General features: G+C 64.7%; 23 protein-coding genes and 3 pseudogenes. 7 read left to right on the top strand and 19 right to left on the bottom strand.

Annotated features, from left to right (window positions below):
* Nucleotides 1-89, bottom strand: a pseudogene (locus ASE85_RS23960) (5-dehydro-4-deoxy-D-glucuronate isomerase); the annotation flags it as partial.
* Between the two features lie 55 nt (nucleotides 90-144).
* Nucleotides 145-1,197 (bottom strand): LacI family DNA-binding transcriptional regulator, encoded by a 1,053-nt coding sequence (locus ASE85_RS13780; protein ID WP_056689394.1) that lies wholly within the window; start codon nucleotides 1,195-1,197, stop codon nucleotides 145-147.
* A gap of 101 nt (nucleotides 1,198-1,298) precedes the next feature.
* On the opposite strand from ASE85_RS13780, the gene ASE85_RS13775 reads away from it, so the two are divergent.
* Complete coding sequence (locus tag ASE85_RS13775) at nucleotides 1,299-2,099, top strand: 2-keto-4-pentenoate hydratase (protein ID WP_056689392.1); 801 nt, start codon at nucleotides 1,299-1,301, stop codon at nucleotides 2,097-2,099.
* Nucleotides 2,100-2,132: 33 nt separating this feature from the next.
* Nucleotides 2,133-3,416, top strand: a complete 1,284-nt coding sequence (locus ASE85_RS13770) for an MFS transporter (protein WP_056689389.1) — start codon at nucleotides 2,133-2,135, stop codon at nucleotides 3,414-3,416.
* 217 nt (nucleotides 3,417-3,633) lie between these two features.
* Here ASE85_RS13770 and ASE85_RS13765 read toward each other — a convergent pair whose 3' ends face one another.
* Together ASE85_RS13765 and ASE85_RS13760 are read right to left on the bottom strand one after the other, a co-directional pair.
* Entirely contained in the window at nucleotides 3,634-4,653 is a 1,020-nt protein-coding gene (locus tag ASE85_RS13765; RefSeq protein ID WP_056689387.1) for an aldo/keto reductase, read from the bottom strand.
* 9 nt (nucleotides 4,654-4,662) lie between these two features.
* On the bottom strand, nucleotides 4,663-5,520 hold the full coding sequence (locus ASE85_RS13760; protein ID WP_235523543.1) for an amidohydrolase family protein: 858 nt from the start codon (nucleotides 5,518-5,520) through the stop codon (nucleotides 4,663-4,665).
* Nucleotides 5,521-5,640: 120 nt separating this feature from the next.
* On the opposite strand from ASE85_RS13760, the gene ASE85_RS13755 reads away from it, so the two are divergent.
* A complete protein-coding gene (locus ASE85_RS13755) occupies nucleotides 5,641-6,480 on the top strand; it encodes a fumarylacetoacetate hydrolase family protein (RefSeq protein WP_056689385.1) in 840 nt (279 codons plus the stop codon).
* Between the two features lie 136 nt (nucleotides 6,481-6,616).
* Here the strand turns inward: ASE85_RS13755 and ASE85_RS13750 are convergent, their stop codons facing one another.
* The 3 genes from ASE85_RS13750 to ASE85_RS13740 all read right to left on the bottom strand — a co-directional run bounded on the left by ASE85_RS13750 (nucleotide 6,617) and on the right by ASE85_RS13740 (nucleotide 8,219).
* Nucleotides 6,617-7,123: a hypothetical protein gene (locus ASE85_RS13750; protein ID WP_235523542.1), complete on the bottom strand. Its 507-nt coding sequence runs from the start codon at nucleotides 7,121-7,123 to the stop codon at nucleotides 6,617-6,619.
* Between the two features lie 158 nt (nucleotides 7,124-7,281).
* Entirely contained in the window at nucleotides 7,282-7,920 is a 639-nt protein-coding gene (locus ASE85_RS13745) for a hypothetical protein (protein WP_056689384.1), read from the bottom strand.
* The gene (locus tag ASE85_RS13740; protein ID WP_235523541.1) at nucleotides 7,917-8,219 is read right to left on the bottom strand and encodes a PadR family transcriptional regulator; all 303 of its coding nucleotides are present in this window, start codon (nucleotides 8,217-8,219) and stop codon (nucleotides 7,917-7,919) included. The genes ASE85_RS13745 and ASE85_RS13740 overlap by 4 nt, the downstream gene beginning before the upstream one ends.
* Before the next feature lie 126 nt (nucleotides 8,220-8,345).
* Here ASE85_RS13740 and ASE85_RS13735 point away from each other — a divergent pair, with 126 nt between their 5' ends.
* Together ASE85_RS13735 and ASE85_RS13730 are read left to right on the top strand one after the other, a co-directional pair.
* The gene (locus ASE85_RS13735) at nucleotides 8,346-9,074 is read left to right on the top strand and encodes an SDR family oxidoreductase (protein WP_056689381.1); all 729 of its coding nucleotides are present in this window, start codon (nucleotides 8,346-8,348) and stop codon (nucleotides 9,072-9,074) included.
* Between the two features lie 43 nt (nucleotides 9,075-9,117).
* Nucleotides 9,118-11,109 (top strand): DUF1565 domain-containing protein, encoded by a 1,992-nt coding sequence (locus ASE85_RS13730; protein ID WP_056689378.1) that lies wholly within the window; start codon nucleotides 9,118-9,120, stop codon nucleotides 11,107-11,109.
* 69 nt (nucleotides 11,110-11,178) lie between these two features.
* Here ASE85_RS13730 and ASE85_RS13725 read toward each other — a convergent pair whose 3' ends face one another.
* The 11 genes from ASE85_RS13725 to ASE85_RS13675 form a co-directional block, all read right to left on the bottom strand.
* A complete protein-coding gene (locus tag ASE85_RS13725) occupies nucleotides 11,179-13,236 on the bottom strand; it encodes a glycoside hydrolase family 2 protein (RefSeq protein WP_235523540.1) in 2,058 nt (685 codons plus the stop codon).
* A 10-nt stretch (nucleotides 13,237-13,246) separates the two neighbouring features.
* Nucleotides 13,247-14,872: a rhamnogalacturonidase gene (locus tag ASE85_RS13720; RefSeq protein ID WP_056689374.1), complete on the bottom strand. Its 1,626-nt coding sequence runs from the start codon at nucleotides 14,870-14,872 to the stop codon at nucleotides 13,247-13,249.
* A 73-nt stretch (nucleotides 14,873-14,945) separates the two neighbouring features.
* Nucleotides 14,946-16,076, bottom strand: coding sequence for an FMN-dependent L-lactate dehydrogenase LldD (gene lldD / locus ASE85_RS13715; protein ID WP_056689372.1), 1,131 nt, complete (start codon nucleotides 16,074-16,076; stop codon nucleotides 14,946-14,948).
* On the bottom strand, nucleotides 16,073-16,861 hold the full coding sequence (locus ASE85_RS13710) for a hypothetical protein (protein WP_056689370.1): 789 nt from the start codon (nucleotides 16,859-16,861) through the stop codon (nucleotides 16,073-16,075). The genes lldD and ASE85_RS13710 overlap by 4 nt, the downstream gene beginning before the upstream one ends.
* Nucleotides 16,845-17,759: a 2-hydroxyacid dehydrogenase gene (locus tag ASE85_RS13705; protein WP_056689368.1), complete on the bottom strand. Its 915-nt coding sequence runs from the start codon at nucleotides 17,757-17,759 to the stop codon at nucleotides 16,845-16,847. Before ASE85_RS13705 ends, ASE85_RS13710 begins: the two co-directional genes overlap by 17 nt.
* A 41-nt stretch (nucleotides 17,760-17,800) precedes the next feature.
* Nucleotides 17,801-18,967 (bottom strand): fumarylacetoacetate hydrolase family protein, encoded by a 1,167-nt coding sequence (locus tag ASE85_RS13700; protein WP_056689366.1) that lies wholly within the window; start codon nucleotides 18,965-18,967, stop codon nucleotides 17,801-17,803.
* Between the two features lie 3 nt (nucleotides 18,968-18,970).
* Complete coding sequence (locus tag ASE85_RS13695; RefSeq protein WP_056689364.1) at nucleotides 18,971-19,741, bottom strand: enoyl-CoA hydratase/isomerase family protein; 771 nt, start codon at nucleotides 19,739-19,741, stop codon at nucleotides 18,971-18,973.
* On the bottom strand, nucleotides 19,738-20,859 hold the full coding sequence (locus ASE85_RS13690) for an extracellular solute-binding protein (protein WP_056689362.1): 1,122 nt from the start codon (nucleotides 20,857-20,859) through the stop codon (nucleotides 19,738-19,740). The genes ASE85_RS13695 and ASE85_RS13690 overlap by 4 nt, the downstream gene beginning before the upstream one ends.
* Complete coding sequence (locus tag ASE85_RS13685) at nucleotides 20,856-22,046, bottom strand: CaiB/BaiF CoA transferase family protein (RefSeq protein ID WP_056689360.1); 1,191 nt, start codon at nucleotides 22,044-22,046, stop codon at nucleotides 20,856-20,858. Before ASE85_RS13685 ends, ASE85_RS13690 begins: the two co-directional genes overlap by 4 nt.
* Before the next feature lie 10 nt (nucleotides 22,047-22,056).
* A complete protein-coding gene (locus ASE85_RS13680) occupies nucleotides 22,057-22,803 on the bottom strand; it encodes an SDR family NAD(P)-dependent oxidoreductase (protein WP_056689358.1) in 747 nt (248 codons plus the stop codon).
* Nucleotides 22,800-23,978, bottom strand: a complete 1,179-nt coding sequence (locus tag ASE85_RS13675; RefSeq protein WP_056689356.1) for an aldose 1-epimerase family protein — start codon at nucleotides 23,976-23,978, stop codon at nucleotides 22,800-22,802. The genes ASE85_RS13680 and ASE85_RS13675 overlap by 4 nt, the downstream gene beginning before the upstream one ends.
* Before the next feature lie 72 nt (nucleotides 23,979-24,050).
* Here ASE85_RS13675 and ASE85_RS13670 point away from each other — a divergent pair, with 72 nt between their 5' ends.
* Complete coding sequence (locus ASE85_RS13670; RefSeq protein ID WP_056689354.1) at nucleotides 24,051-24,449, top strand: L-rhamnose mutarotase; 399 nt, start codon at nucleotides 24,051-24,053, stop codon at nucleotides 24,447-24,449.
* Nucleotides 24,450-24,580: 131 nt separating this feature from the next.
* A pseudogene (locus ASE85_RS23080) lies at nucleotides 24,581-25,084 on the top strand (IS630 family transposase); the annotation flags it as partial.
* 39 nt (nucleotides 25,085-25,123) lie between these two features.
* On the opposite strand, the pseudogene ASE85_RS24430 reads toward ASE85_RS23080, so the two are convergent.
* Nucleotides 25,124-25,201: pseudogene (locus ASE85_RS24430) on the bottom strand (hypothetical protein); the annotation flags it as partial.
* Nucleotides 25,202-25,493 lie beyond the last annotated feature (292 nt).

Here is a 25,493-nt window from a genome sequence, read left to right as displayed (position 1 = left end):
CCGCCGATCAGATAGCGATCCCGCAATTCCTCGTTCGATACGCACTCCATCATGTCGGGATGCGTCGCATAATAGGTCTTCTCGAACATCGAAATCTCCTCTCCGTCCTGTCCAGTTGGACACCGGTGTCATACATGGCCGATATCAGCTTGTCGCTGGCGGCGCAACCGATCCGCGCCGGATCAACGTCGAACTGAACATCGACGGTTCATTGACTTCCGATCCTTCACCGATCGCCGTGCCGATCAGCTTCAACGCTGCTGCCCGCCCCATGGCGACGATCGGCCATCGCACCGTGGTCAGCGGCGGCCAGACGCGGGTCGTGACCGGCGTGTCGTCGAAGCCGATGATCGACAATTGCTCCGGCACGGCAATATCGCGCAACCGCGCCGCATAGAGAACGCCAGCCGCCATCTCGTCATTGCTGGCAAAAATCGCGGTCGGCCGGGGCGACAGGTCCAACAGGCTTTCGGACGCGGACAGCCCCGATTCGAACGTATACTGACCATCTGCGATCAGGCTGCGGGGCAGGCTTATCCCCGCCTCCCTCAGCGCCAGTTCGAACCCCTCGCGCCGCTCCTGCGCGGACCGGAAGCCATGCGGCCCGGCGATCAGGCCGATGCGGCGGTGCCCCTGCGCGATCAGGTGGCGCACCGCGTCGGCCACCGCTTCGCGATCATTCGACGCCACCATATGTTCGGCATCATCCAGCACCGCCGATCCCATGCGGACATAACGGCAGCCTTCTTCATCCAGCATCCGCGCCAGCGCGTCATTTTCCGACATGGGCGGCAGGATGACCACACCGAACAGGCGCTGGCGGGTCACGAAACTCTTGATATCGTCCATCACCAGATTGGAGCCGCGATCTACGGGGCGTATCACCAGTTCGAATTCCGTGCCGTGCAGCGCTTCCAATATGCCCTTCTGCATGCTCAGGATCATCTGGGCATTGGGATTGTCGTAGACGAGGCCGATCAGGAAATTGCGCCCCAGCGCCAGCGCCCGCGCCTGCGGATTGGGGACATAGCCGGTATCCCGGATGATCGCTTCCACCTTGTCGCGGGTGTCCTGATTCAGCAGCGGCGACCGGTTGATGACCCGGCTGACGGTCTTTTTCGACACGCCGGCCATGCGGGCGATGTCGTTGATCGTCAGCTTGGGCGCCTGCCCCTCATCCTGCTTCTGCTTTGCCATGTCGCCTTATACCGCACAATCGAAGCAACGCCAGATGCGCCCGCTTGCCAATGACACCGGTTTCCATTACCGCAAGGGCAAATCTCAGAAAAGGACGTTCCATGAACGCAAACAACGGAGCAGGAGCCATAGCGGACCATTTCGTGGCCGCACGACGGGCCGCGACGGGCCTGAAGGACTATCCAGGTACCCAGCCCCAGACGCTGGAAGAGGGCTATGCCATCCAGGCCGAAGCATTGGCGCGGGTCACCGAGCCGGTCGCGGGCTGGAAGGTCGGGCGCATCCTGCCGCCGCTGGATGTGCGCTATGGGTGCGACCGGCTCGCCGGGCCGATCTTCGCACCGACAGTGGCCTGGGTGGATGGGCCGGCGACCGGTTTCGTTTTCGCCGACGGCTTTGGCGCGGTCGAGGCGGAGTTTCTGTTTCGGATCGGCACGCCGCCTGCACCCGACCAGCAGCAGTTCACGCTGGAAGAGGCCGCCGCCCTTGTCGATGCCGTCCATATCGGGATCGAGATCGCCAGCTCGCCCTTTCCTGGCATCAATGGCCATGGGCCGGCCGTGACGGTTTCCGATTTCGGCAATAATAATGGCCTGCTGATCGGTCCGGCAGTCGCCGACTGGCGCGATGGCAGCTATGCCGACCAGCCGATCACCACCCGGATCGACGGGGAGACGATCGGTGCGGGCACGGCCGCCGCCTTCAATCATGGCGCGATCGGATCGGTCCGCTTTCTGCTGGAAAATCTGGCCCAGCGCGGCATCGCGGTCGAAGCGGGCTGGTGGATTTCCACCGGGGCGGTTACCGGTGTCCATCCGGTCAGGCCGGGGCAGCAGGTGGAAACCGATTTCGGCCCGCTTGGCACCCTCACCTGCCGGATCGAGGCCCAGCCAGCGCGATAAACAGCGGACGCCAGGAGCCGCAACAGGAGCAGGATGATGAAGGACGTACGGATCGAGGATCGCCCGCCCACCCGCTATCGCTGGGTCGTGGTGGGCCTGTTGTTCGCGGCGACCGCGATCAACTATGTCGATCGCCAGATGATCGGGGTGTTGAAGCCTACCTTGTCGGCGGAAATGGCCTGGTCCGAAACCGACTATGCCAATATCGTCTTCTGGTTCCAGGCCGCCTATGCCGTGGGCTATCTGGGTTTCGGCCGGATCGTCGATCTGGTCGGCGCGCGCTTTGGCTATGCCATTGCCGTCGTCATCTGGACCATCGCCCATATGGCGCATGGCGGGGTGCATAGCGTGACCCAGTTCGCGATGGCCCGCTTTGGCCTGGGCGTCGGCGAATCCGGCAATTTTCCGGCGGGCATCAAGGCGGTGACCGAATGGTTTCCGCAGAAGGAACGCGCCTTCGCCATCGGCCTGTTCAACGCCGGGGCCAATATCGGCGCGATCGTGACGCCGTTGCTGGTGCCATGGCTGACCGTTGCCTATGGATGGCGCGTGGCTTTCTATGCCACCGGCATTTTCGGAGTCCTCTGGCTGATCGCCTGGCTGACGCTGTATCGCCGGCCGGAAGAGCATAAGAAGATTTCGACCGAGGAACTGGCCTATATCCGGCAGGATCCGGCCGATCCGGTCGAACCGATCGGCTGGGGCCGCCTGATCACCGTCCGGGAGACATGGGCCTATGCCATCGGCAAATTCTGCATCGACCCGATCTGGTGGTTCTTCCTGTTCTGGCTGCCGGGCTATCTGGGCACGCGCTATGGCCTCGACCTGCTGAGCTTCGGGCCGCCACTGGTCGCCATCTATCTGTTGTCGGACCTTGGCAGTGTCGCGGGCGGATGGATGTCCGGGCGGCTGATGAAGGCGGGCAAGAGCGTCAATGCCGCGCGCAAGCTGACCATGTTGCTGTGCGCCTGCGCGGTGCTGCCGGTCTTCTTCGCCCAGTCGATCGACAATCTGTGGGTGGCGGTCCTCATCATCGGCATCGCGACGGCGGCGCATCAGGCCTTTTCCGCCAATCTCTACACATTGCCGTCGGACCTGTTTCCGCGCGGCGCGGTGGGATCGGTCGTGGGCATCGGCGGCACGGTGGGTGCGATTGGTGGCATGGCGATGGCCAAATATGCCGGCTATGTCCTCGACAGCATCGGCAGCTATACGCCGCTGTTCGCGGTGGCCGCGAGCGCCTATTTCATCGCGCTGGCGGCGGTGCATCTGTTGTCGCCCCGACTGGAACGGGTCAGCGTTCCGATAGCGGAATAGGGTTGAGAAAGGCCCGCTGCACCGTGCTGCGGCGGGCCTGAAAATAGGACATGCGCCGCTTAACTTCGCATATTTCCCGTACATCCTGACATATTGATGCGGGAATAGGATATTATGTTGCGAGGGACGACTGGCGCCCTTCGGTCAGTCTATAGACCAGAGAGGCGCGTGTAGGACAGCGCGCCCTTCGGCAGGCTCAGGGCGAACGGGTCTTGTTTTAACGGCCAGTTGGCACGGGTGCCCGACGGTCGATCACCCCTTCCTGCCGCAGCGCGTCCCAGAAGGCGGCGGGGATGGGTTGGGCCATGTGCGTGATGGCGCTGTGCAGATGCGCGGTCGATCCGATGCCGGGGATGACGCTGGCCACCACCGGATGGGCGATCGGGAATTGCAGCGCGGCCGCGGCCAGCGCCACACCGAACCGGTCGCACTGTTCCTCGATCCGCCGGACCCGGTCGACGATGGCGGCGGGCGGCGCACCATAATCATAATGGACCGGCCCGCCATGCCGGACGCCCTGCGCCAATATGCCCGAATTATATGGCCCGCCCAGGATGATCCGCACCCCGCGCGCCGCGCAGAGCGGCAGGAGGCCATCCAGCGGCGCCTGTTCCAGCAAGGTATAGCGCCCCGCCAGCAGGATCAGGTCGATATCGGCATGGGCCAATATCTCCTCGCACACGGCGGTTTCGTTGACGCCCAGGCCGATCGCCCGCACGGCTCCACAGGCGCGCAGTTCCTGCATCGCGCGGAATCCGCCGTCCAGAAATTCGCGCATCCGGGCGGGGTGGGCGTCGCCATGGGCGAAACGGCCGATGTCATGGACATAGAGAATGTCGATATGGTCGCGTCGCAACCGCACCCGGCTTGCTTCCCAGGAGCGCATGACGGCGTCATAGCTATAGTCGAACCGGCTTTCATAGGGTTCGGGCGACAGGAACCCCTGCCGCACCTGCGACAGGTCGGCATCAGGTGTCGCATCCAGCCGCCGCCCGACCTTGGTCGAGATGATCGCGGTCGCGCCCGGATCGAGGTCCGCGAGCGCTGCGCCCAGCCGCTTTTCGCTCAGGCCGAAGCCATAATGGGGCGCGGTGTCGAAATAGCGCAAACCGGCCGCCCAGGCTTGTTCGATAACCGATTGCGCATCATTCTCCGCGATGGCGCGGTAGAGATTGCCGATTGCCGCCGCTCCAAAGCCCAGCGTCCCGAAATCCAGCGTCCCGAAATCCAGCGTCATGACCGCTTCCTATGCCCCAAGGCCGTAAAAGGCGCGCGCCGCGCCCTCGAACAGGCGGGCACGACCATCTGCATCGAGATCGCCCGCCAGACGCAGCGCATCATCGACCCAGTCGCTGTAGCGATCGCCGCTATGCAGCAGCACCGGCCAGTCGCTGCCCCACATCGTCCGATCACCGAAATGTGTCAGGATATGGGTGACATAGGGGGCCAGCGCATCGGCCGCCTGCCCCGGCGCCTGTTCGGTGCGCAGGCCCGACAGCTTGCACCAGATGTTCGGCAAGCGCGCCAGCGCGGCCAGATCGTCGCGCCACGGATCGAGCAGTCCATCGGCCGCGAAGGGCTTGGCCCCATGGTCGATCACGATCGGCAGGTCGGGCCAGCGATCGGCCAGGCGCGCGATCACAGGCAGATGGCGCGGCTCGATCAGCGCGTCGAAGCGCAGGCCATGGACCAGCATCGCCTCGATCGCCGGGGCGCAGGCGTCGCGCAATATCCATGCGCTATCCTCCATCCCCTGCAACATCGGACGCAGGCCGACGCATTTGGGATGGCGGGCGAGCTGCGCGATCCGCGCCGGTGCGCCGGGATCATCCAGCGCGACCCAGCCGACTACCGCCAGCACCAGCGGATCGTCCGCAACCAGATCCAGCATCCAGTCGGTATCGCGATCGTCGGGCTGCGACTGGACCAGCACGGTGCCGGCCATGTCCAGTCCCTGCGTCGCGGCGCGCAGATCAGCGGGCAGGAAGTCGCGATACAGCAAAGGCCAGTCGGCATCCGGCCAGGCTTGCCCCGGCCCGCCGATCCGCCAATAATGCTGGTGCGAATCCAGGATGCGCGGCCGCGCCATGCGTTGCTCATCCATCGGCCCAATTTCTCTCCAGCCACCGAGCCTTGCGCTCTGTCAAAACATACGACATCATACAAATATAGACGCGGCTGTCCATGCCGCTTCGGCAGAAACTGTAAGGAAGGACATCAAAAAATGAAATTATGCCGTATCGGGGACGCCGGTCAGGAACGCCCCGCATTGGTCGACGCCGATGGCCATATACGCGATCTGTCCGGCCATGTCGCCAACCTTGACGGTGCGGCAATCGGGCCGGATGGTCTTGCCCGACTGGCGGCGATCGACCCGGCGACCCTGCCGCTGATCGAAGGCCCGGTCCGCTATGGCCCGCCGGTCGCGGGTACGCGCCAGTTCGTCGCCATCGGCCTCAACTATGCCGATCATGCCGCCGAATCCAATCTGCCGATTCCGGCGGAACCGGTCGTGTTCAACAAATGGGTGAGCTGCATTCAGGGACCGAACGACCCCGTCACCATCCCCGCCGGATCGCGCAAGACCGACTGGGAAGTCGAGCTGGGCGTCATCATCGGCAGCACCGCGCACAATGTCAGCGAAGCCGACGCGCTGGCCCATGTCGCGGGCTATTGCGTGGTCGATGACGTGTCCGAACGCGAATGGCAGACCGAGCGCGGTGCGACCTGGGACAAGGGCAAGGGCTTCCCGACCTTCGGCCCGGTCGGCCCCTGGCTTGTGACCGCCGATGAAGTAGGCGATCCGCAGGCCCTGTCCATGTGGCTGGACGTCAACGGGAATCGCAAGCAGGATGGCAGCACGAAGACGATGATCTTCACCGTCGCGCAGATCGTTTCCTATGTCAGCCAGTTCATGACCCTGCTGCCCGGCGACATCATCACTACCGGCACGCCGCCGGGCGTGGGTCTGGGCCAGAAGCCGGAACCCTGGTATCTGAAGGCCGGCGACGTCGTGACGCTGGGCATCGAGAAGCTGGGCACACAGGAGCATAAGTTCGTCTGATCCCGACCGCGCCGGCCTACCCGTTCGCAGGGCGATGCCATTGTCGGCAGGACCGACCGGCGCGGACTTTTTCATGCCTGACCCTCCCTTTCGTGCCGCGACCCGGTGGCAGGAAAAGGAGGGCGGATTCCAATCCTCAGCGTAGCCGGGTGAAGTGGAAATTGCGCACGAAGGGTGCGCCGGCTCCGTTCACATTGGCGGCGGATTCCGTCATCTCCCTGCCATCGGCGGACAGGGCATAGACGCGCACCGACCCCAGCGCCTTGTTCTTTGCCAGGCTCATCACCAAAATGTTCGGCGCCGGGGACATGAAGGCGGCGCTGTCGGCCTCCCCCGTGTCTCCCTCGCCCGGCGCCATCTTGCCGTCGCGGCGATACTGGACCGCCATATGCCGGACGCCGCCATCCTGCGCCGTGATGTCGATCTTCGTGCGCCATTGGCCTGCGCCGGCATCTTCGAACGTGTAGAGGACGCGCTTTGGCGGGGGGCCATAATCGGCGGGCATCCGGCTCAGGTCCAGTTCCCATGCACCCAGGAAGGTTGACGGTTGCGCCGCGCCGGGCTGCGCCACCGCCGCCCCGCCCATGCACAGGGCCGCCGCAGGAACGATCAGGGCGCGCAGGCGCCGTTGCAGATAGGACATAGACCTTCTCCATCATATGGGGGAAATACCCCGTTGCTGCTTTTCAGCGACAGGCGCGTCGCATCACGGCACCGCTTGCAGGCGCAGGGCCTCACGCTTCGGGGCGGTGCACCCGAAGGGACTGACAGGCTGTTGGTCGAATGGAAGCGCCGGTATCGCTAACCGGGCTGCCCGATCCCGATCGGCAGCCGGGCATGCCATCGCGCCAGGATCGCGATGATGGCAAGTTCGACGCCGACTATGCTCCCCAGCAGCAGCGCCTGGCGACTGTCGAGGAAAAATATGCTCATGAAGAGGATGAGCGTCACCGCGCCGGCCAATATGGCTGTGCCGGTCCGTGTGACACCGGCCCAGTCCCGTTCCAGCATGCCCCAGGCGACCCGCACATGGCCAAAGCCGATCAGAAGCTGGAGCAGGGCCAGTGGCAGGATGGCGGCCTGATAGAGGTTGCGCAGCAGATGCTCATGGGCGCGGCCCTCCAGCAAGGCGCCCGCCAGTCCGCCGCCGCCGGGGTACAGATAGGGCAGTCCGAAGAGCGCGCATCCGACCTGCAACGCGGCCATGGGCAGGATCAGGCCGAGCGCCAGGGCATAGCTGGTCAGCATGAAACGCCCTTCCTCGACCCGCAGCATGTCGCGCCATGCCGCGATCAGGCAGCCGGTCGCGAAACGAAACTGTGCATCGTCGGCCGCCGCCGCCGCAAATTCGGCCTCCATCGCCATGGCCCATTCCCGTCGGCTTTCGCCCATGGACGCCGTGGCAAGGGTCATGATGATGCGAGACAAGGAGATTGTCATGCCAGCGCCTCCCCGGAAGAGAAAGGATCGGGATGGCCGGGCCGTTCCAGCGCCAGCGCCATGCCGGCGGCGGTCAGGCGATAGGCATGGCGAGGCGGGCGTCCCGGCTGGACCGGCTCACGCCATTCGGCCTCGACCAGGCCCTGCTCCGTCATCCGCATCAGCAAGGGATAGAGCGTACCGGACGCCAGACCCGCTTCTTTCATCAGGTCATAGCCATGCCGCCATTGGTCCCGCGCACCCGACAGGATGTCGAGGAGAAGGCGCATCTGTTTCGAGGGCTGTCGTTTCCGGCTCATGTGCTTAGATCAACATATGTAGATTTAAGAGTCAAACGGATATTTGCGCCCGGACCATCGGCACGATTGACAGTCCTCCGATCCATCGCCTAAACATCATACATATTATCTAAACAGGAGCAGGACATGGGACGGCTGGCAGGCAAGACCGCGCTGGTGACGGCGGCGGGACAGGGGATCGGCCGCGCCACGGTGGAGGCTTTCGTCAGGGAAGGCGCGCGCGTCATTGCGACCGATGTGCGCGCCGATGCGCTGGCAGATCTGGACGGTGCGGAAACGCTTGCGCTGGACGTCACGAGTGCCGACGCGGTCAAGGCCGTCGCGGCGCAATATCCCGACCTCGACATCCTCTATAATTGCGCCGGCCGGGTCCATGCCGGCACCATATTGGATTGTGACGAAGAGGAATGGGCCTTTTCCAACAGCCTGAACGTCACCGCCCAATATCGCATGATCCGCGCTGTGTTGCCGAACATGATCGCGCGCGGCGGCGGATCGATCATCAACATGTCGTCCATCTGCTCCAGCATCAAGGCGGTGCCCAACCGCTTCGCCTATGGCGCGACCAAGGCGGCGGTGATCGGCCTGACCAAATCGGTGGCGGTCGATTTCGTGACCAAGGGGATACGCTGCAACGCCATCTGCCCCGGCACGGTGGAGACGCCGTCGCTGATCCAGCGATTGCATGACACCGGCGATTTCGACAAGGCCTATGCCGAGTTCACCGCGCGGCAGGCGATGGGCCGCTTCGGCCGGGTCACGGAGCTGGCGGCGCTGGCCGTCTATCTGGCATCCGATGAATCGGCCTTCACCACCGGGACCATCAATGTGATCGACGGCGGCTGGGTCAACTGATGCGAACAAGCGCCGGCAAGAGCGCAGGACGAGGAGAGACAGGATGAAGGGCAGCTTGTGCATGGCGTTGGCGGCGGTGATGCCGATGGCGGCGACCGCGCAGGAGGGACCGGTGCAGGTCCATGTCTCGCCCGCAGGCGACGACAAGGCGCCGGGCACGCAGGCGCGACCCGTCCGCTCGCTGACCCGCGCGCAGGCGCTGGTGCGCGCGAATAATGCGAAGCACGATGTGGCCGTCATATTGGCCGACGGCACCTACAGCCTCGACGCCCCCCTGCTCTTCCGCCAGTCCGATGGCGGGCTGAACGGCCATAGCGTCACCTGGCGCGCGGCCGAGGGCGCGCATCCGATGCTGTCGGGCGGGCAACTGGTCAGCGGCTTCAAACCCTATGATGCCGAACGCCGCCTCTATGTCGCGGACGTGCCCAAGGGGATCGACGCGCGCCAGCTCTGGGTGGACGACACGCTGGCCGAACGACCCTGGATCGAAATCCGCGCGTCGGACGTCGCTTTCGACGCCGCCGGCTTCACCATCACCAATCCCGACCTGCAATGGCTGTCCACGCTCGCGCATCCCGAACGGCTGGAATTGCAGGCGACCGGCTTCTTCACCGATCGGGTGTCGCCGGTACGGGCGATCGCGGGCAATCGCGTCACCATGGCGCAACCGGCCTGGGACAATAATAGCTGGGGCTATGACACGGTCACCAAGCCGATCTTCCCGCAGGACAGTCGGCTGTTCCTGGCCAATGCGCTGGAATTTGTCGACAAGACCAATGAGTGGCACAGCAAGCCCTATCAATGGGTCATCGACCCGCAGGCGGGGAAACTCTATCTGCGCATGGGACTGGACGAAGATATCGCGCAGCGTCGTGTGATACTCCCGCGCCTCGAAACATTGGTCTCGATCAGCGGCACCCCCGCCGCCCCGGTCGAGCGGCTCCGGTTCGAGGGGCTGCGCTTTTCGCACAGCAGCTGGCTCGGCCCGTCGCGCCCGACCGGCTATGCCAATCAGCAAAGCGGCTCCTTCCTGCTCGAAACCTCCCCCATACGGCCGGCGGAGGCTTGGAAGACCTGCGGATGGGGCTGCGTCGAATTTGAATCCATGCGCCAGAAATGGAACCAGATGCCCGCCGCCGTGCAGGTGTCGGCGGCGCGCGACATCGTCTTTGAACGCAACCAATTCTCGCAACTGGGACAGATCGGCCTTGGCATCGGCAACAACCCGGACGCCAACCTGTCGGGCGTCGGCCTTGCCACCAGCAACATCCGCGTGTCGCGCAACCGCTTCACGGTCCTGTCGGGCAGCGCCATCATGGCCGGTGGCATCCGGGTGCAGGCGCATCATCCCGAAGACGCCGCGCTCATCAACCGCGACCTGATGATAGAGGACAATGTCGTCGCCACCGTGTCGCAGGATTATAAGGATAATGCTGCGATCCTGACCACCTATGTCAGCGGCGCGCGCATCGTCCATAACGACATCAGCGACGCGCCCTATGACGGCATCGCCGTGGGTTGGGGCTGGGGCTATAATGACGCCGGCGGCAATCCCAATTATGACGAGAACGCCAAAGGCTATGTCCATAACGTCAAATATACAACGCCCACGACGCTGCGTGACACGCTGGTCGAAGGAAACCGTATCCATGGCGTGAAAAGCTGGTTCATGGATGGCGGGGCGATCTACAACCTGTCGGCCAATCCGGGTGCGATCGTGCGCGGCAACCACATCTTCGACATTGGTGACAAGATCGCCATCTATCTGGACGAAGGATCGAAGCATTTCCGCGTGACCGGCAATGTCGTGGAGACACGCGGCAAATGGCTGAACATCAATACGGCCGGCAAGATGTTCAAACGCCGCATCTCGACCGACAATGTCGCAACCGGCAACTGGCATATATCCAACAGCACTGGCGGCCGCTGGCTGGAGGAGATCGGCAATGTCGCGCGCGACAACATATTGCTGCCCAATCGCGACTGGCCGGCCGACGCGCAGAAAGTGATCGACGAGGCTGGCGTGCGGCCCTGACCCTGCGCTGACGACGAACCCTATCCCCCCGCTGGCCGCCCGATTCCGTCGGGCGGCCTTTTTTGTACGTCAGGGCCGTGTTGTCCAGGTCCAGCCTACTGCGTCGGTCAGCATCTTGCCGCCAGCCTGCGCCCTTGCCTCCACCCGGTTGTCGCCCTTGGTCAGGTCCACGTCCCAGGCTGCGATATGGTCGTCCACCGGCACGCGGGTCCATGCCCCGTCGTTCAGGCGCAGTTCGACCGCCGGCTGGTTGGAAAAGACCTGCACCTTCACCCGCTGCGTGCGCTTGGCGACGTCGCGGCGGCTGGCGATGTGCAGCATCGGCACATCCGACCAATTGGCCTGATACCAATAATAGGCGTCCTTGCGGACCTTGCGATCCTCGCTCACCAGTCCCTTGTCGTTGATCGCCGGCCGGTCGCCTTCGTTGCGTTTGAAGGAGGGGAAGTCGATCCCGACCCAGACGAAAGTCGACCAGAGGAAGGGTCGTTTCTTCATCTCGCGCCAATGTTTGATATGAAAATCGGTCTGATATTGTTCGGGATGCCAATAGCCGTTGGATTCCGGGCGCTTCACCACCGGGTCTTCCTGGTGCAGGATGCTGGCCCCCGCGCCATATTCGCTGACGCCGATCGGCCGGCCGGGCAGCTTGGCATGGAGTTCGTCGGCCCATGGCCCGATATCTTCCGATTTGGTCCAGTACCAGCCGAAATAGCGGTTGTAGGATACCGTGTCGCTATGCTGCGCGATCGGATCGCTATCCTCCAGGCAGCAATGGGCATAGGTGGTAGGCCGGGTCGGATCGAGCGCCTTGGCCGTCGCCTGCAATTCGGTCAGAATGCGGTTGGAGGCGGCGTCCGACTTGCGGATTTCATTGCCGATGCCCCACAGCGCGACCGAGGGATGATTGCCCGTCTGCGCGATCAGTTCGCGCATCTGTTCGACCAGATTTTCCCTGAAAGCATCCGACGGATCATGATCGTCGATCAGCGGCACTTCGGTCAGCAGCAGCAGGCCCAGTTCATCCGCCCGCTCATAGACGCGCTGCGGATGCTGCATATGGGCCAGCCGGATCGCGGTCGCGCCCATATCGGCGAAAATGCCCAGATCCTCGTCAATCTCTGCGTCGGTGACAATCGGCCCGCGCCCGAAGCGGGTGGGATGCTGAAGGTTGACGCCGTGCAGTGGATAGGGTGCGCCATTGAGCAGCACGCGGCCGTCCGGCTTCACCGCGATGGTCCGCACGCCCAGTGGGACGGTCTGGCTGTCGATGATGCGGCCGCCCTCCACCACATCGGTCACGACATGATAGAGATAGGGCGAAGCGCGCCCTGCCCAGAGCTGCGGATTGGGCAGCGCGATCGTCTGCTTCACCGCTTCATGCGCGCCGGGAGCGAGCGTGGCCGGCGTTACGGAACGGGCCACCGTCTTGCCGCTGGCGTCCACGATCCGGCTGGCAAGCGTGAAGCGCGCAGCCGCAGCGCGATCATTCCGCACCGCCACCGCGACGTCGATCGTCGCGCGGCGCTGCTGGAGCGCGCTGGTGCGCACCTGCACCCCCGGCCCCGCATGATCGAGCCGGTCGATCGCGAGCGCATCCACCGCGATCAGCGACACGCGGCGATAGAGGCCGCCGAAGATGTTGAAGTCGCCATTGAGCGGCGCGATATGGGTGTCACGGCTATTGTCGACCCGCACCGCCAGCAGGTTGCGCCCTAATTTCAGCGCGTCGGTCGCGTCGATGCGGAACGCGCCATAGCCGCCCTGATGTTCGCCCAGCTTGCGGCCATTCAGCCAGATGTCGGCCTTCAATGTCGCGCCGCCGAAATGCAGCAGATAGCGTTGGCCCGGCTGCGGCTTGTGGTCGATCTCCAGCCGATACCAGGCCGGGCCGCGATAATAGACGCCCTCCGGTTCGCCCCGCGCCTTGGCCCCGCCGATGCCGCTATCCTCGGCATTGTACGTGTGCGGCACGCTGACCGGCGCCCATGCGCGATCATCGAAACCGGGCGCCTCCGCACCGGCGGCGTCCGCCTTGACGAAGCGCCACCCGTCGGCGAGCGGCGTTTCGGTGGCGGCCTGGGCGACGCCCGGCAGCAGCAGGGCAAGTACGAAACTGGAACGCATCGTCATTCCTTCAGCTCAAGGTCTGGATATCGCCGATCTGGATGCCGCTGCTCGCGGTCGACCGGATCGCCGTGTCGCGAGGCTGGCGCGACCGCAGGCCATCGACCATCGCGCCCTGCACATCGTCGAACAGGATGGCGGGGCGCGCATCCGCCGCTTCGACATCGAAGCTGACGTCGCGCAGACTGATGTTGCGGGCGTGCCGGACAAACAGGCCATGCGCCGGGAAAGCCCCCATGAAGCTGGGTTCCAGACTGCTGGCCGGCCGTTCGGGGATGGCGCGGGCTGCATCCGCCGCGCTGCCGCCGCCTGCGGAGCGGACATGGACGTTGGAAAAACTCACATCCTCGATCGGCGCGCCCGGATTGCCGACGATACCGCAGGCATAGGGACCGGATGCGCCGGACACGTTGATGTCGGAAAAGCGCACCCGCCGCACCTTTGACGGACCATTGCCGCGCGGCGCCCGGTTGCGCGCCGCCAGCCGCACGAAGATCGGATGATTGACCGTGTTGCGCAGGTTGATGTCGCTGAACGTCACATCCTCCAGCACACCGCCGTCGATCGCGCCCATTTGCAGCCCCCGCGTATTTTCGCAGGTGCAGCCCGAAATCAGGACGTTGCGAAATCCGGTGGCGGAATCAGTGCCCAGCTTGATCCGCCCCAGCACGCCGACATTGTCGGTCGACCGATAGGTGGACGGGCGATATTGGCCGCCGATCAGCGTGCCCAGATCATAGCCGCTTGTCTTGCAGCCGATGACGCTGATATCCTCGCAAAAGACCGGCTCCTGCAACGCATAGCTGCTCTTCAGGACGATGGCGTCATCCTTGTGCGCATTGACGATGCAGTTGGTGACGCGCAGATCGCGGCAGCAATCGATGTCGATACCGTCGCGATCAGTGTCGATGGTCAGATTGTCGATGGTGACATTGGTCGATCCCAGCACATAGCAGGCGAAATGCCCGCCTTGCAGGATGGTGAAGTCGCGCAGCAGCACATTGCGGCAGCGGCGCAACGCCACCGCCTTGTTCCCGCGCCCTTCATATTCCATTTCGCGCGGGATCGCCCGGCGCGCCGCGTCGGCGGTCAGGCCCTGTTCCTTGGGCGACTTCCACCCTTCGATCCCGTGCCAGCGCGGTGGCGGCCCTTCCCGGTCCAGCCCCAGGCCGTGGATCAATCCGCGCCCGACGATCGCGACATCGGTGACGCCGTCGCCATAGATCAGCGCATTATGGAAATGGGCGACGCCATAATCGATGAACTGCTCCTCATAGACGCCTTCGGGCAGGTCGTAGCGGCCTTTGTGCCGGCGCGGATCGGCGGCCTCGATCAGGCTGCCGGGCATCAGCAACAGGGTGATGTGGCTTTTCAGGCGAATGGAGAAGCAGAGATAATGGCCCGGCGGCACCACCACCGTACCGCCGCCGGCCGTGCTCGCCGCCTCGATCGCGCGGTTGATGGCGTCGGAATCGATCGCGATCCCGTCCCCCTTCGCGCCATGGTCGCGCACATCGTGAAAGCCGCTGAGCGATCCGGCTGCCCGCACCGGGACGGACGCCATGGCGAAAGCTGCGCCGAAGCCCAAGGTCAGGGCGCGCCGGCTGAAGTTGGCGCGTTCGATAACGCTGTTCATGCTGCGATCCTCTCATTATGTTGTATGACGTATTACATAATGAGAGAGGACTGCCAACCCCTTGTGCTGGTCGTCAAACCAGCGAAGACCTGTCCAACTCGTTGACGCATTTGGCGCCGCCCAATGCCATCGACACCTTCATCCCCTGCGCGATCAGGTCGATCAGGCGGGTGACGCCGGCCTCTCCCTGCGCCGCCAGCGCATAGATATAGGCCCGGCCCAGCAGCACGCCATGCGCCCCCAAAGCCAGCATCCGCACCACGTCCAGCCCGGTCCGCACACCGCCATCGACCAGCACGGTCAGGTCGTTGCCGACCGCATCTGCGATCCCCGGCAACGCCCGCGCAGTGGACAGTGCGCCGTCCAGTTGCCTCCCGCCATGGTTGGACACGACGATCCCGTCCGCGCCGAACCGCACCGCGTCCCGCGCGTCATCGGGATCGAGAATGCCCTTGACGATCATCTCCCCCTTCCATGCGTCCCTGATCCATTCCAGATCGGACCAGGTGATGGACGGATCGAAATTGGCGCCCAGCCAGCCGATATAGTCGGCCAGATCGGTGGGCTGCCCACGATAGGCGGACACATTGCCCAGATCATGCGGCCGGCCCAGCAGGCCGACGTCCCAGGCCCAGCCCGGCCGCCCGATCGCCTGCATCATCCGGCGCAGCGGCGCGTTGGGGCCGCTCATGCCCGAATGGCCATCGCGATAGCGCGCGCCGGGCAGTGGCATGTCCACGGTGAAGACCAATTTGGTCACGCCCATCGCCTGCGCCCGTTCCAGAGCATGACGCATGAACCCGCGATCCTTGAGCACATAGAGTTGGAACCAGACGGGCTGGCCGACATGCTCGACCACCTCGGTCACGGAGCAGACGCTGACGGTCGAGAGGATATAGGGGATGCCGGCGCGGGCGGCGGCGCGGGCCACCTGCAACTCGCCGCGCCGTCGCATCATGCCGCCAAGGCCGATCGGCGCGAGCAGCAGCGGCATCGCCAGCTTCTCGCCGAACAGCGTCGTTTCCAGGCTGAGCGCCGATATGTCGCGCAGCACCCGCTGGCGCAGCTTGATATCGGCAAGGTCAGCGCGGTTGGCAGCCATCGTCTCCTCGCCAAAGGCGCCGCCATCGACATAATCGAACAGGAAGCGCGGCAGGCGCCGCCGCGCCGCCTCGCGATAATCGAGCGGAGACGAGATTATCATGCGGAAGTCCTCAGTCGACGGGCTTCGTCCAGCGGCAGCAGCAGGTCGGCGCGCGCCGGCATCTCGGCCAATATATGGCGGGTCAGCCGCTCATAATGCTGTACGAAGCGATCCAGTTCGGCAGCATCCATCGCCCTGTCGGCGCCCCGCGCCAGCAGCGCCTCCTCCTGCTGCCCGCGCCAGCCGCGCACCACCGAAAAATCGGGCGCGGCAAGCAGGACGAGTCGGTCGATCCAGGAAAACAGTTCCGCATAGGGGCCACGCAACTGGCGATTGACATGCCGTCGCCAGATGCCGTGCCGATCCTCGTCCCGCTCCAGCGCATTGACCGGCGGCGCAAGGTCTGCCTTCGCCTGCGGTCGCGCACCGACGCACCAGCCCTCGAAGATCAGCAGGTCGACCGACCCATCGACAGCATCGCCCTGCGGCAGGGGTTCATCCCGCCCCTTGTCGAAGCGTGGCAGCAGGAGCGGCTCTCCCGCCTTGGCCGCCTCCAGCAAGGCGATGCCCCGCGCCACATCATGGGTGCCGGGGACGCCGCGGGTGCGGAACAGCGGATGGATGTCCGCCGCCAGTTGCGCGCGCGCCTGCCGCCCCAGATAGAGATCGTCCAGCGACAGGATGGCGGTGCGATGCCCGTCCTGTTCCATCAGCGCCTGCAAGCCGCTCGCAAGCGTCGACTTGCCCGATCCCTGCGCGCCACACAGGCCAAGGATCAGCGGACCGTTCGCCGCCGCCAGCCAAGCCCGCGTCGTCGCCGCGATCCGGTCAAGCGACGGGGTCAAACAACGGCTTTCCGGCAAAGAAGCGGTCGAGATTGTCCGCGACCTTCATCCCCATGGCGGTCCGCGCCTCGATCGTGGCGCTGCCCAGATGGGGCAGCAACACGACATTGGGCAGGGCGATCAGGCCGGGATGGACCTGCGGCTCAGCCTCATAGACATCCAGCCCGGCCGCCGCGATCCGCCGGTCGGCCAGCGCCTGCGCCAGCGCGCCCTCATCGATCAGCGTCCCGCGCCCGGTGTTCACCAGCACCGCATGGGCCGGCATCCGCGCCAGCAGCGCGGCATCGACCATATGGCGCGTCTCCGCACCGCCTGGCGCATGCAGCGACAGGATATCCGCCTGCTCCGCCAGCGCGCCCAGATCAGCGACATAGGCATCGGCGGGCATATCGTCGGCCGGGCGGCGGCTGTGATAGGCGATGTGCATGCCGAACGCCTGCGCCCGCTTCGCCACTGCGCGGGCGATCCGGCCGAAGCCGACCAGCCCCAGCAATTTACCGTCCAGCGACTGGCCGACCAGATGCGTGGGCCGCCAGCCAGTCCAGTCGCCGGCGCGCAATTCGCGTTCGCCCTCGCCTGCCCGGCGCATCGCCATCAGCATCAGGGTCATGGCGATGTCCGCCGTCGCTTCCGTCAGCACATCAGGCGTGTTGGTGACGGGCAGCCCCGCCTCCAGTGCGGCCGCAAGGTCGATATGCTCGTAACCCGCACCATAATTGGCGATGATCCGCGCCCGCCGCCCTTCGGCGAGCACAATGTCGCGCGTCACCCGGTCGGTCACGGTCGGGCAGAGCGCATCATGGTCACGCATCGCCTGAATCAGCGCCGCCGCGTCCATCGGCCGGTCGCTGTGGTTGAAGGTGACGTCATAGCGCGCGGCCAATCGCTGCTCCACCATTTCAGGCCAGCGGCGGGTCAGCAGGATACGGGGCCTCGCGCTCACAAAAGGCCTCGCTTCGCCAGATTACGCATCAGCGCGGCCGTGCCGAAGGTCCAGGGTTCGACCCGGTCGGTCGCCGTCACCCGGTTCACCAGCATGCCCAATTCGTCACAACCGATCTGCACCTCGTCTCCTTCCGCATGGGTAAAGCCTCGTCCCGGATCGCCCCGGTCCTGCGTCGGTGCGAACAGGGTGCCAAGATAGAGGATGAGGCCATCGGGATAGGAATGATGCGCGTTCACGGCCTGCGCGGCAAGCTCTGCGGGCGGGCGGCTGATTTCCGCCATGGCCGATCGCCCTTCCATGACGAAGCCGTCGCGGCCATCGACCCGGAGCGTGACGGTGATCGCCTCCACCGCCTTCAGGTCGAAACCACCGTCGAACAGGCGAACGAAGGGGCCGACCGCCGCCGCGCTATTGTTGTCCTTGGCCTTCCCCAACAACAGCGCCGACCGCCCCTCGACATCGCGCAGATTGACGTCATTGCCCAATGTCGCGCCGACGATCCGCCCGTCCGACGCGATGACCAGCACGACCTCCGGTTCCGGGTTGTTCCAGACCGATGCGGGGTGGACGCCGATCGCGCTGCCTGCGCCGACCGTCGCCATGGGCTGCGCCTTGGTGAAGATTTCGGCGTCGGGACCGATGCCGACCTCGAGATACTGGCTCCAGGCGCCTGCCTCGATCAACGTCTGCTTGAGGTGCGCCGCCGCATCCGATCCCGGCCGCAAGTGGCGGAGATCATCGCCCACCAGCGTCTGCACCTGCGCCCGGATATGCGCTGCCGCTTCCGGATTGCCGCGTGCCTTTTCCTCGATCACCCGCTCCAGCATGGAGGTGACGAAGGTCACGCCGGCCGCCTTCACCGCTTGCAGATCGACAGGTGAAAGCAGCCAGGGTCGGGTGGGGTCGCGCAGGTCCGGCAGCGTGTTGGCGAGGATGTCGCAAAGGGCACCAACATCCTCGCCCTTCGCGTCGCGCAGCGCCTGCGCCGGAGACGCACTTTCGCACAGGTCGCGCGCGGTCGCGAAGCAGGTGGAGATATCGATCAGTCGATCGCCATCGACGCGGACGATCGACGGCCCGTCGCAGTCGGGGCGCCAGATGCGGCCGAACAGCAGCGCGTCGGGGTCGGTCGGCAGGATGGCGGCGGGGGACATGTCCATGCCTCAGCGCCGCCGGAAATTAGGTGCGCGCCGTTCGGCAAAGGCGGCCCGGCCTTCGGTGGCATCGGCGGTAGCGAAGCAGATGGCCTGCAAGTCGCGCTCATAGTCGATCGCCTTGTCATAAGGCATCTGGTGCGCCGCGCGCAGGTTGAGCTTGGCGGTTTCGGCCGCGATCGGCGCCCGCTGCGATATGGTCGCGGCGATCGCCTGCGCCCGCGCCATCAACTGGTCGGGCGGCGTCACCTCGCTGACCAGCCCCCAGGCCAGCGCCTGCTCGGCGCTCACCATGTCGCCGGTATAGAGCATCAATGCCGCGTTCGACATGCCGATCGAATGGGCGAGGCCGACCGCCATGCCGCCACCACCGATCCAGCCCAGCTTGATTTCCGGCGCGGCGAAGCGGGCGTTGCTCGACGCAATGCGAATGTCGCAGGCCATGGCGGTTTCCAGCCCGCCGCCCAGCGCATAGCCATTGATCGCCGCGATCACCGGCTTGCGGCAGGCGCGCAGGGCGTCGCAATAATCCTGCCGGTTGCGAAAATCCCATGGGGTCGCATAGGCATCCAGCGTCGTGATGTCGGAGCCGGCGGAAAAGGCCTTCTCCCCCGCGCCGGTCACGATCAGCACGCGCACCGCATCGGATGCGTTGCAATGTGCCACCGCCTCCACCAAAGCCGCCGCCATTTCCGGCGTCATGGCATTCAGCTTGTCAGGCCGGTTCAGCGTGATGGTGGCGACATGATCGGCAATGTCGAAGCGCAATTGGGCGCTCATAACTCGGTTCCTTCGCGATGATGGCGGTGGAAGGCCGCCTCTATGGCATTCAGCACGGCGGCGGCCGGTTCGTCTTCGATGAGGCCCGTGCGTAAAAGGGCCGACGCTTCGGTCTGGAAGGCGATGGCACCGTCATGGCGCGGGCGCAGGCTGGCCGATTCCAGCGTCGCACGGGTGCCGCTGTAGAAGCCGCCCCAACGCGCATCGACCGCCGGATCGCTCCATGCGGCGCGGAGCGAAGGCTGGCCTTCCTGCGCGGGAATGAAGTGCCGTTGCGCCGCCTCACCCATCAACCAGAGCAGATGCGTCCTGAGCACCGGCGTCACGACACAGCGTTTCGACACGGCGATGCCGGTTCCGCCCAGGATCGAGCCGATGCCGCCCGGCCCGCGCGGCGCATCGGCGAAACCGACCCGGCCACCAGCGGTATAATTCACATAGCCATAGACGAGCGGCACAAGGTCGATCGGCTCACCCGCCGCCATCGCTTCGAGCAGGGCGATCGGATTTGCGTGCAGGAACGCGCGGCTGGTCGCACCGGTCAGCGCCGTCATGATCGCATAGGCGTCGCGCCCGGCCTGTCGATCCACGAACCCTTCTGCCGGTCGCGCCCCGCCCAGCGCGGCGACGATCGACTGGAAGGACAGGATCGCATGCGGTCCGGCCAGCGACAGCGCCACCGGCTGACGCGCGGCAAGGGCGAACACCGCGTCCCATGTCGCGGGCGGCGCTTCCATCCGGTCGGGCGCATAGGCCGTGACCTGCGTCGCGGCATCCAGCGGCAGCGCCCAGTGCGACCCGGCAAAATGATAGCTGGCAAGCGACCGGCCGATCGCCGCCGTCTCCAGTTCCGCCAGCCATTGCGCGTCGAACAGGCTTTCCATCGGCTGGAGGCAATCCTGCGCCACCGCTTCCCCGACATGGGGGTGATCCAGCACGATCAGGTCGTAGCGGTCAGCCAGGTCTGCGATCGGCGCAGCTTCGAACCCCTCCAGCGAGTGGCGATCCCAGCCGATGGTCAATCCCTGCCCCGGCGCGACATCACGCGCCGCCGCCTCCAGCGCACGATAGCCGCGCGGATGGTCCCATGTCAGGCCGCGATACTCTGGCAGGCTCATGCGTGCTGGCGCACCACGCCGGATTCGATCAGTTGCGCGATCTCCGCCTCGCTCCGTCCGGTTTCCGCCAGCACCTCCCGGCTATGTTCGCCGACCAAGGGCGCGCCGCGCGTAATGGCGGACGGCGTGCGGGAAAAGCGGATCGGGAAGCCCGGCACCTTCACCCGACCCTCGGTCGCGTGGTCATATTCCACGAAGGTGCCGTTGTGGCGGATCTGCGGATCGTCGACGAGATCGGCATAGCCATAGACCGGGCCGCACCAGATGTCGGCGGCGCGGAACGTCTCCAGCCAGTGTGCGGTGTCGCGCGTCACCAAATGCGCCTTCACCTGCGCAAAGATGGCGTCGCGCTGGGTCCAGCCGTCCCGCTCCTCATCCAGTTCGGCGAAGAAGGGATCGGCCAGCACCTGCCCCAGCGTCTTCAGGGACGCCATGGCCAGCGTCATATAGCCGTCCGCCGTCGCGAAAACGCCATAGGGCGCGCGGATATAGCTGTGCGCATGCGGCTGCGCCGAGCGCATCTGCGCCTTGCCGCCGACGGTGAAGACCGACAATTCCTGCATCTGGATGGTGGTGATCGCGTCGAGCATATTGACCTGCACCAACTGCCCTTCGCCCGTCCGCTCGCGGTGGAAGAGCGCAGCCAGCGCGCCCTCGAAGGCGGTGTAGGCGGTGACGGCATCGACCAGATACTGGCCAGCCGGCGACGGCGGTGCGCCTTCCGCCCCGGCCGAGAGCATGGCGCCGGACATGCCCTGTAACAACAGATCCTGCCCCGGATAGAGGCGATAGGGACCATCCTCGCCATAGCCGGACATCGACACATAGATGAGGCGCGGGTTGATCGCCGACAGGGTGGCATAATCGACCCCGAGCCGCTCAGCGACGCCGGGACGATAATTTTGGAGGAAGATGTCGGCCTCTTTCACCATGTCCAGCAGTACCGCCTTGCCCTCCGGCGACTTGAGGTCGATCGCCAGCGACCGCTTGTTGCGGTTGAGGGAGAGAAAGGAGACGTTGACACTGTTGCCGGTCGCGCCGCCGGCCGAAGCATGTCGCTGCCATTCACCGCTGGTCGGTTCGACCTTGATGACGTCGGCGCCCATGTCGCCCAGCCGCTGCGCCGCGAAGGGGCCGGCCATGGCGATCGAACAGTCGAGAACGCGAATATCCTTGAGTATCGTCATATCTGGTCCTTCAGGCCATGACCCAGCCGCCATTCACATGCAGCGTCTGGCCAGTGATGAAGCCTGCCTCGTCGGCGGCGAAAAAGGCGATGGCGTGTGCGATATCTGCGGCCGTGCCACGGCGCTTGACTGCCTGCGCATCCAATACCATCCGGTCATAGCCTTCGGGATCGGGATGGATTTTCTCCGCATCGGTCGGGAAGGCCCCCGGTGCGATCGCGTTGACGGTCACACCGTCGGGGCCGAACTCGCGCGCCCAGGCGCGGGTCAGGCCTACCAGCGCGCCCTTCGATGCGACATAGGGAGACAGGTTCGCCCAACCGCCCGAAATGGTGATGCTGGAAATATTGATGATCCGGCCGAAGCCCTTCGCCCGCATAGCCGGCAACGCCGCCTGCACCGCCACGATCCCGGCATCGACATTGATGCGCTGGACCCGTTGATGCTCCTCGATGGTAAAATCCTCGAAGGGCTTGGACGGGTAGATGGCCGCATTGTTGATGACGATGTCGAAGCCGTCCTGCTCGGCGATGAGTGCATCCAATGTCGTGCGAAAGCTGGCCAGGTCGGACAGGTCGGCGGTCGAAACGATCAGCCGCCCCGGCCCCTTACCTGCCGCGGCCTCGGTCAGGCGCGCGACCTTCGCCGGATCATTGTCGACCGCGATCACGGTCGCGCCCCGTTCGATCAGCAGCAGCGTCGTGTCCAGCCCCAGCCCGCCGGCCGCGCCGGTGTAAAGGATCGTCCGCCCCTTCATGCCGCGCCTCCGATCGGCGGGAAAATGCCTGACGGAAGGGGATATTCCTCGTCGGGCTGGCGCTGGACGCCTTCGATCCGGGCGAGGGCGGCGGACACGGCGTCCGCGTCCGGCAGCACGCGCAGGATCGTATCGTAGCGACGCTCCTCGCCATGCTCCAGTTCGATCAGTTCACCCCGCTCGCGCGCGAAATCCTTGCCCAGGACATGGTTGGTCGATGGCTCGATTCCCACCGCATAATGGCCGGCGTGAAGATTCTGCCATTCGAACATGGCCGGAAACTGATCTTTAAGGGTGACGACTGAAAAGCCGAAGCCCAGCGCCTCATTGACGATTGCGACCTCGACCCGGCCATCGGCGTCGGGCGCCATGTCATGCTGCCACACCTGTTCGTGGAAATTGACGATCGGCGCGGGCAAAGTGCGATAGCCCACGCCCTGCGCCTGATAGTCATCGGCGTGGGCGGCCCACAGCACGTCGCGGATCGGCGCGACATAGCGCGCGCCTTCCGCCACCACCGGATGACCGACATTGATATGGTAACAGAACATGTGCGGCGTGCGGTAGAAGCCGTGATTGACGACGCGATCGGTCAGGCGGATGTCATCCCCGCCAAGGTCCGCCTCGATCCGGCGGATGAGGTGCAGATCCTCCCCGAACACGGTCGACTGGCGCACGATGCCCTCCGCCCAGAAGGTACAGCGATCCCCGTCCCATTGCTCGCCATAGCCGGTCAATTGCGCCGGGACCGTGCCGATGCGGCCATGCAGCGAGGAGGCAACCGACTGACGCGGCCCATAATGATAATGGCCGGCCGGATCGTCGTGCATGAACAAGATATGGTCCAGGCCGCAGGTGATGTTGAGGCCCGACATGGAGCGGAACCAGCCAAGCCCACCCTCGCCCTCATAATCATGCAGGCCCGGATGCCGAAAGCCCGACGGCGAATGCCAGCCAACCGCGCGCCCGCTATGGTCGCATTCGGCAATATCCATGGCGCGATCGACCAGCACGGTGAATGTCAGGCCCGATCCCGTGCGAAATTGCAGCATCCGCACGCCGCGCTCGACGCCGTCGCCCAGGGTCATCAACCGCACGCCGGCAAATTGCGACAGCGCGCCGGATCGTTCGGCGATATGTCGTTTCGACACATCGCCGCCATAAAGCCGAGCCATTCAGCCTCTCCATCTTGTAAGACATATGATGAATATCTAGACTAGATGGACTCGTCAACCGGGAGAAGAAAAATGGGAGAGATTGTCCGTCGTTGTTTCGCGGTCGATTTGGTGGACGATCCGGCGATGATCGCGCGCTATCGCGCCTGGCATGCGCCGGGCGGACCGCCCGCTGCCGTGACCGCCGCGATTCGGGCCGACGGCGTTATCGACCTGCAAATCTGGATGGTCGGCGACCGGATGATGATGATCCTCGAACAGGATAATGAACTGGCGATCGATCCTGCGATCAAAACGACGCGCGACGCGGCCAACCCGGATGTAGTAGCCTGGGATACGCTGATGCGCAGTTTCCAGCGTCCATTGCCCTTCGCACCCAACATGAGTTGGGTAGAGATGGAGCGCATCTATTCGCTTGCCGCACAGCCCGATGAGACAATGGTCGTTAATTTCGGAATGGATCTCTTGTAGGCTCAGGACTCATTGATCCCAACCATTAGAGCGTTTTTCGACCGCTATGAATCGGGCGAGGATTCCCAACTGACTGATTTTCTGCTTCATCCCTCGTGCCGGTGAAGAAACTGGCATGGACGGCTCTTTCGATGGATTTGCGTGTCCGCGTTTTGGCGGCGCTTGACCAGGGCCTGAGTTGTCGGGCGGCAGCGGTTCGGTTTGGTATTGCGCCATCAACGGCGATCCGGTGGTTCGGGCAACGCCGGTTGACCGGCAACGTTGCCCCCAAGCCTCACGGGGGCGATATGCGCTCGCGCAGGGTTGAAGAGCGGGCGGCCGAGATTTTGTCCATCTGGGAAGCGCGTAAAGATATCACGCTTGAAGAGCGCACGGGGCTGGCCGAGATTGGCCTGACCGTCTCTGTGGCCGGTCTTCACCGCTTCTTCGTACGCCGTGGCATGACGCGCAAAAAAAGCTCTCCTGAGCTTGTCGAGGGGACTGCTCATGCCATCGAGCAGGACCGGCCCGACGTCCTGAAGCAGCGGCACGACTGGTTCGATGGCCAGATTGATCTGGACCCGGAACGTCTCGTGTTCATCAACGAGACCTGGACCGCCACCAACATGACCCCACCCGGGGGCCTTGCGCGTTGCCAGGCCATCAGGGCCGCACTCATTGAACCGCAAAACCCAGTCACGAACGATTTGCAGCGTCACCCCGGCAACTTTCGCTGCCTCGCTACGGCTTCTGCCGTCCAGGATCAGTGCCACCGCCAATAGACGACGCACATGGTCCCCATCACCGCATCGTCGGGCAACGAAACGCGGCAAACAGCCTGGCGAATGTGCCGCGCAATGGGCGCACGAAACATCGCTCTATATTTGGGGTTTAATATGGGGCCATGTGGTGCAGCCGGGATTGGGGGGAGGACTTCTTGTGTTGTGGGAGAAGTCTCTTGAGATTGTGAAGGGTTTTTTTTCGATATATGCGCGAGCTGCAATGCCTGGCGACGCCCTACTCTTCCAGTGCTTGAGCAATAGTACCATCGGCGCAGACTGGTTT

The sequence above is a fragment of the Sphingobium sp. Leaf26 genome, assembly GCF_001421665.1.
Lineage (GTDB): Bacteria > Pseudomonadota > Alphaproteobacteria > Sphingomonadales > Sphingomonadaceae > Sphingobium.
This window is presented reverse-complemented; position numbering and strand designations above follow the sequence as displayed.

Excerpts from the sequence above, each read along its gene's own strand:
- ASE85_RS13750 (WP_235523542.1), bottom strand. The coding sequence starts at position 7,123 with ATGTCCTATCTGCAACGGCGCCTGCGCGCCCTGATCGTTCCTGCGGCG.
- ASE85_RS13690 (WP_056689362.1), bottom strand. The coding sequence starts at position 20,859 with ATGAGCCTGCCAGAGTATCGCGGCCTGACATGGGACCATCCGCGCGGC.
- ASE85_RS13685 (WP_056689360.1), bottom strand. The coding sequence starts at position 22,046 with ATGACGATACTCAAGGATATTCGCGTTCTCGACTGTTCGATCGCCATG.
- ASE85_RS13740 (WP_235523541.1), bottom strand. The coding sequence starts at position 8,219 with ATGAGCCGGAAACGACAGCCCTCGAAACAGATGCGCCTTCTCCTCGAC.
- lldD (WP_056689372.1), bottom strand. The coding sequence starts at position 16,076 with ATGATAATCTCGTCTCCGCTCGATTATCGCGAGGCGGCGCGGCGGCGC.
- ASE85_RS13670 (WP_056689354.1), top strand. The coding sequence starts at position 24,051 with ATGGGAGAGATTGTCCGTCGTTGTTTCGCGGTCGATTTGGTGGACGAT.
- ASE85_RS13680 (WP_056689358.1), bottom strand. The coding sequence starts at position 22,803 with ATGAAGGGGCGGACGATCCTTTACACCGGCGCGGCCGGCGGGCTGGGG.
- ASE85_RS13725 (WP_235523540.1), bottom strand. The coding sequence starts at position 13,236 with ATGCGTTCCAGTTTCGTACTTGCCCTGCTGCTGCCGGGCGTCGCCCAG.
- ASE85_RS13745 (WP_056689384.1), bottom strand. The coding sequence starts at position 7,920 with ATGACAATCTCCTTGTCTCGCATCATCATGACCCTTGCCACGGCGTCC.
- ASE85_RS13705 (WP_056689368.1), bottom strand. The coding sequence starts at position 17,759 with ATGGTGGAGCAGCGATTGGCCGCGCGCTATGACGTCACCTTCAACCAC.
- ASE85_RS13780 (WP_056689394.1), bottom strand. The coding sequence starts at position 1,197 with ATGGCAAAGCAGAAGCAGGATGAGGGGCAGGCGCCCAAGCTGACGATC.
- ASE85_RS13765 (WP_056689387.1), bottom strand. The coding sequence starts at position 4,653 with ATGACGCTGGATTTCGGGACGCTGGATTTCGGGACGCTGGGCTTTGGA.
- ASE85_RS13720 (WP_056689374.1), bottom strand. The coding sequence starts at position 14,872 with ATGAACAGCGTTATCGAACGCGCCAACTTCAGCCGGCGCGCCCTGACC.
- ASE85_RS13675 (WP_056689356.1), bottom strand. The coding sequence starts at position 23,978 with ATGGCTCGGCTTTATGGCGGCGATGTGTCGAAACGACATATCGCCGAA.
- ASE85_RS13770 (WP_056689389.1), top strand. The coding sequence starts at position 2,133 with ATGATGAAGGACGTACGGATCGAGGATCGCCCGCCCACCCGCTATCGC.
- ASE85_RS13695 (WP_056689364.1), bottom strand. The coding sequence starts at position 19,741 with ATGAGCGCCCAATTGCGCTTCGACATTGCCGATCATGTCGCCACCATC.
- ASE85_RS13700 (WP_056689366.1), bottom strand. The coding sequence starts at position 18,967 with ATGGACATGTCCCCCGCCGCCATCCTGCCGACCGACCCCGACGCGCTG.
- ASE85_RS13730 (WP_056689378.1), top strand. The coding sequence starts at position 9,118 with ATGAAGGGCAGCTTGTGCATGGCGTTGGCGGCGGTGATGCCGATGGCG.
- ASE85_RS13760 (WP_235523543.1), bottom strand. The coding sequence starts at position 5,520 with ATGGATGAGCAACGCATGGCGCGGCCGCGCATCCTGGATTCGCACCAG.
- ASE85_RS13735 (WP_056689381.1), top strand. The coding sequence starts at position 8,346 with ATGGGACGGCTGGCAGGCAAGACCGCGCTGGTGACGGCGGCGGGACAG.
- ASE85_RS13755 (WP_056689385.1), top strand. The coding sequence starts at position 5,641 with ATGAAATTATGCCGTATCGGGGACGCCGGTCAGGAACGCCCCGCATTG.
- ASE85_RS13775 (WP_056689392.1), top strand. The coding sequence starts at position 1,299 with ATGAACGCAAACAACGGAGCAGGAGCCATAGCGGACCATTTCGTGGCC.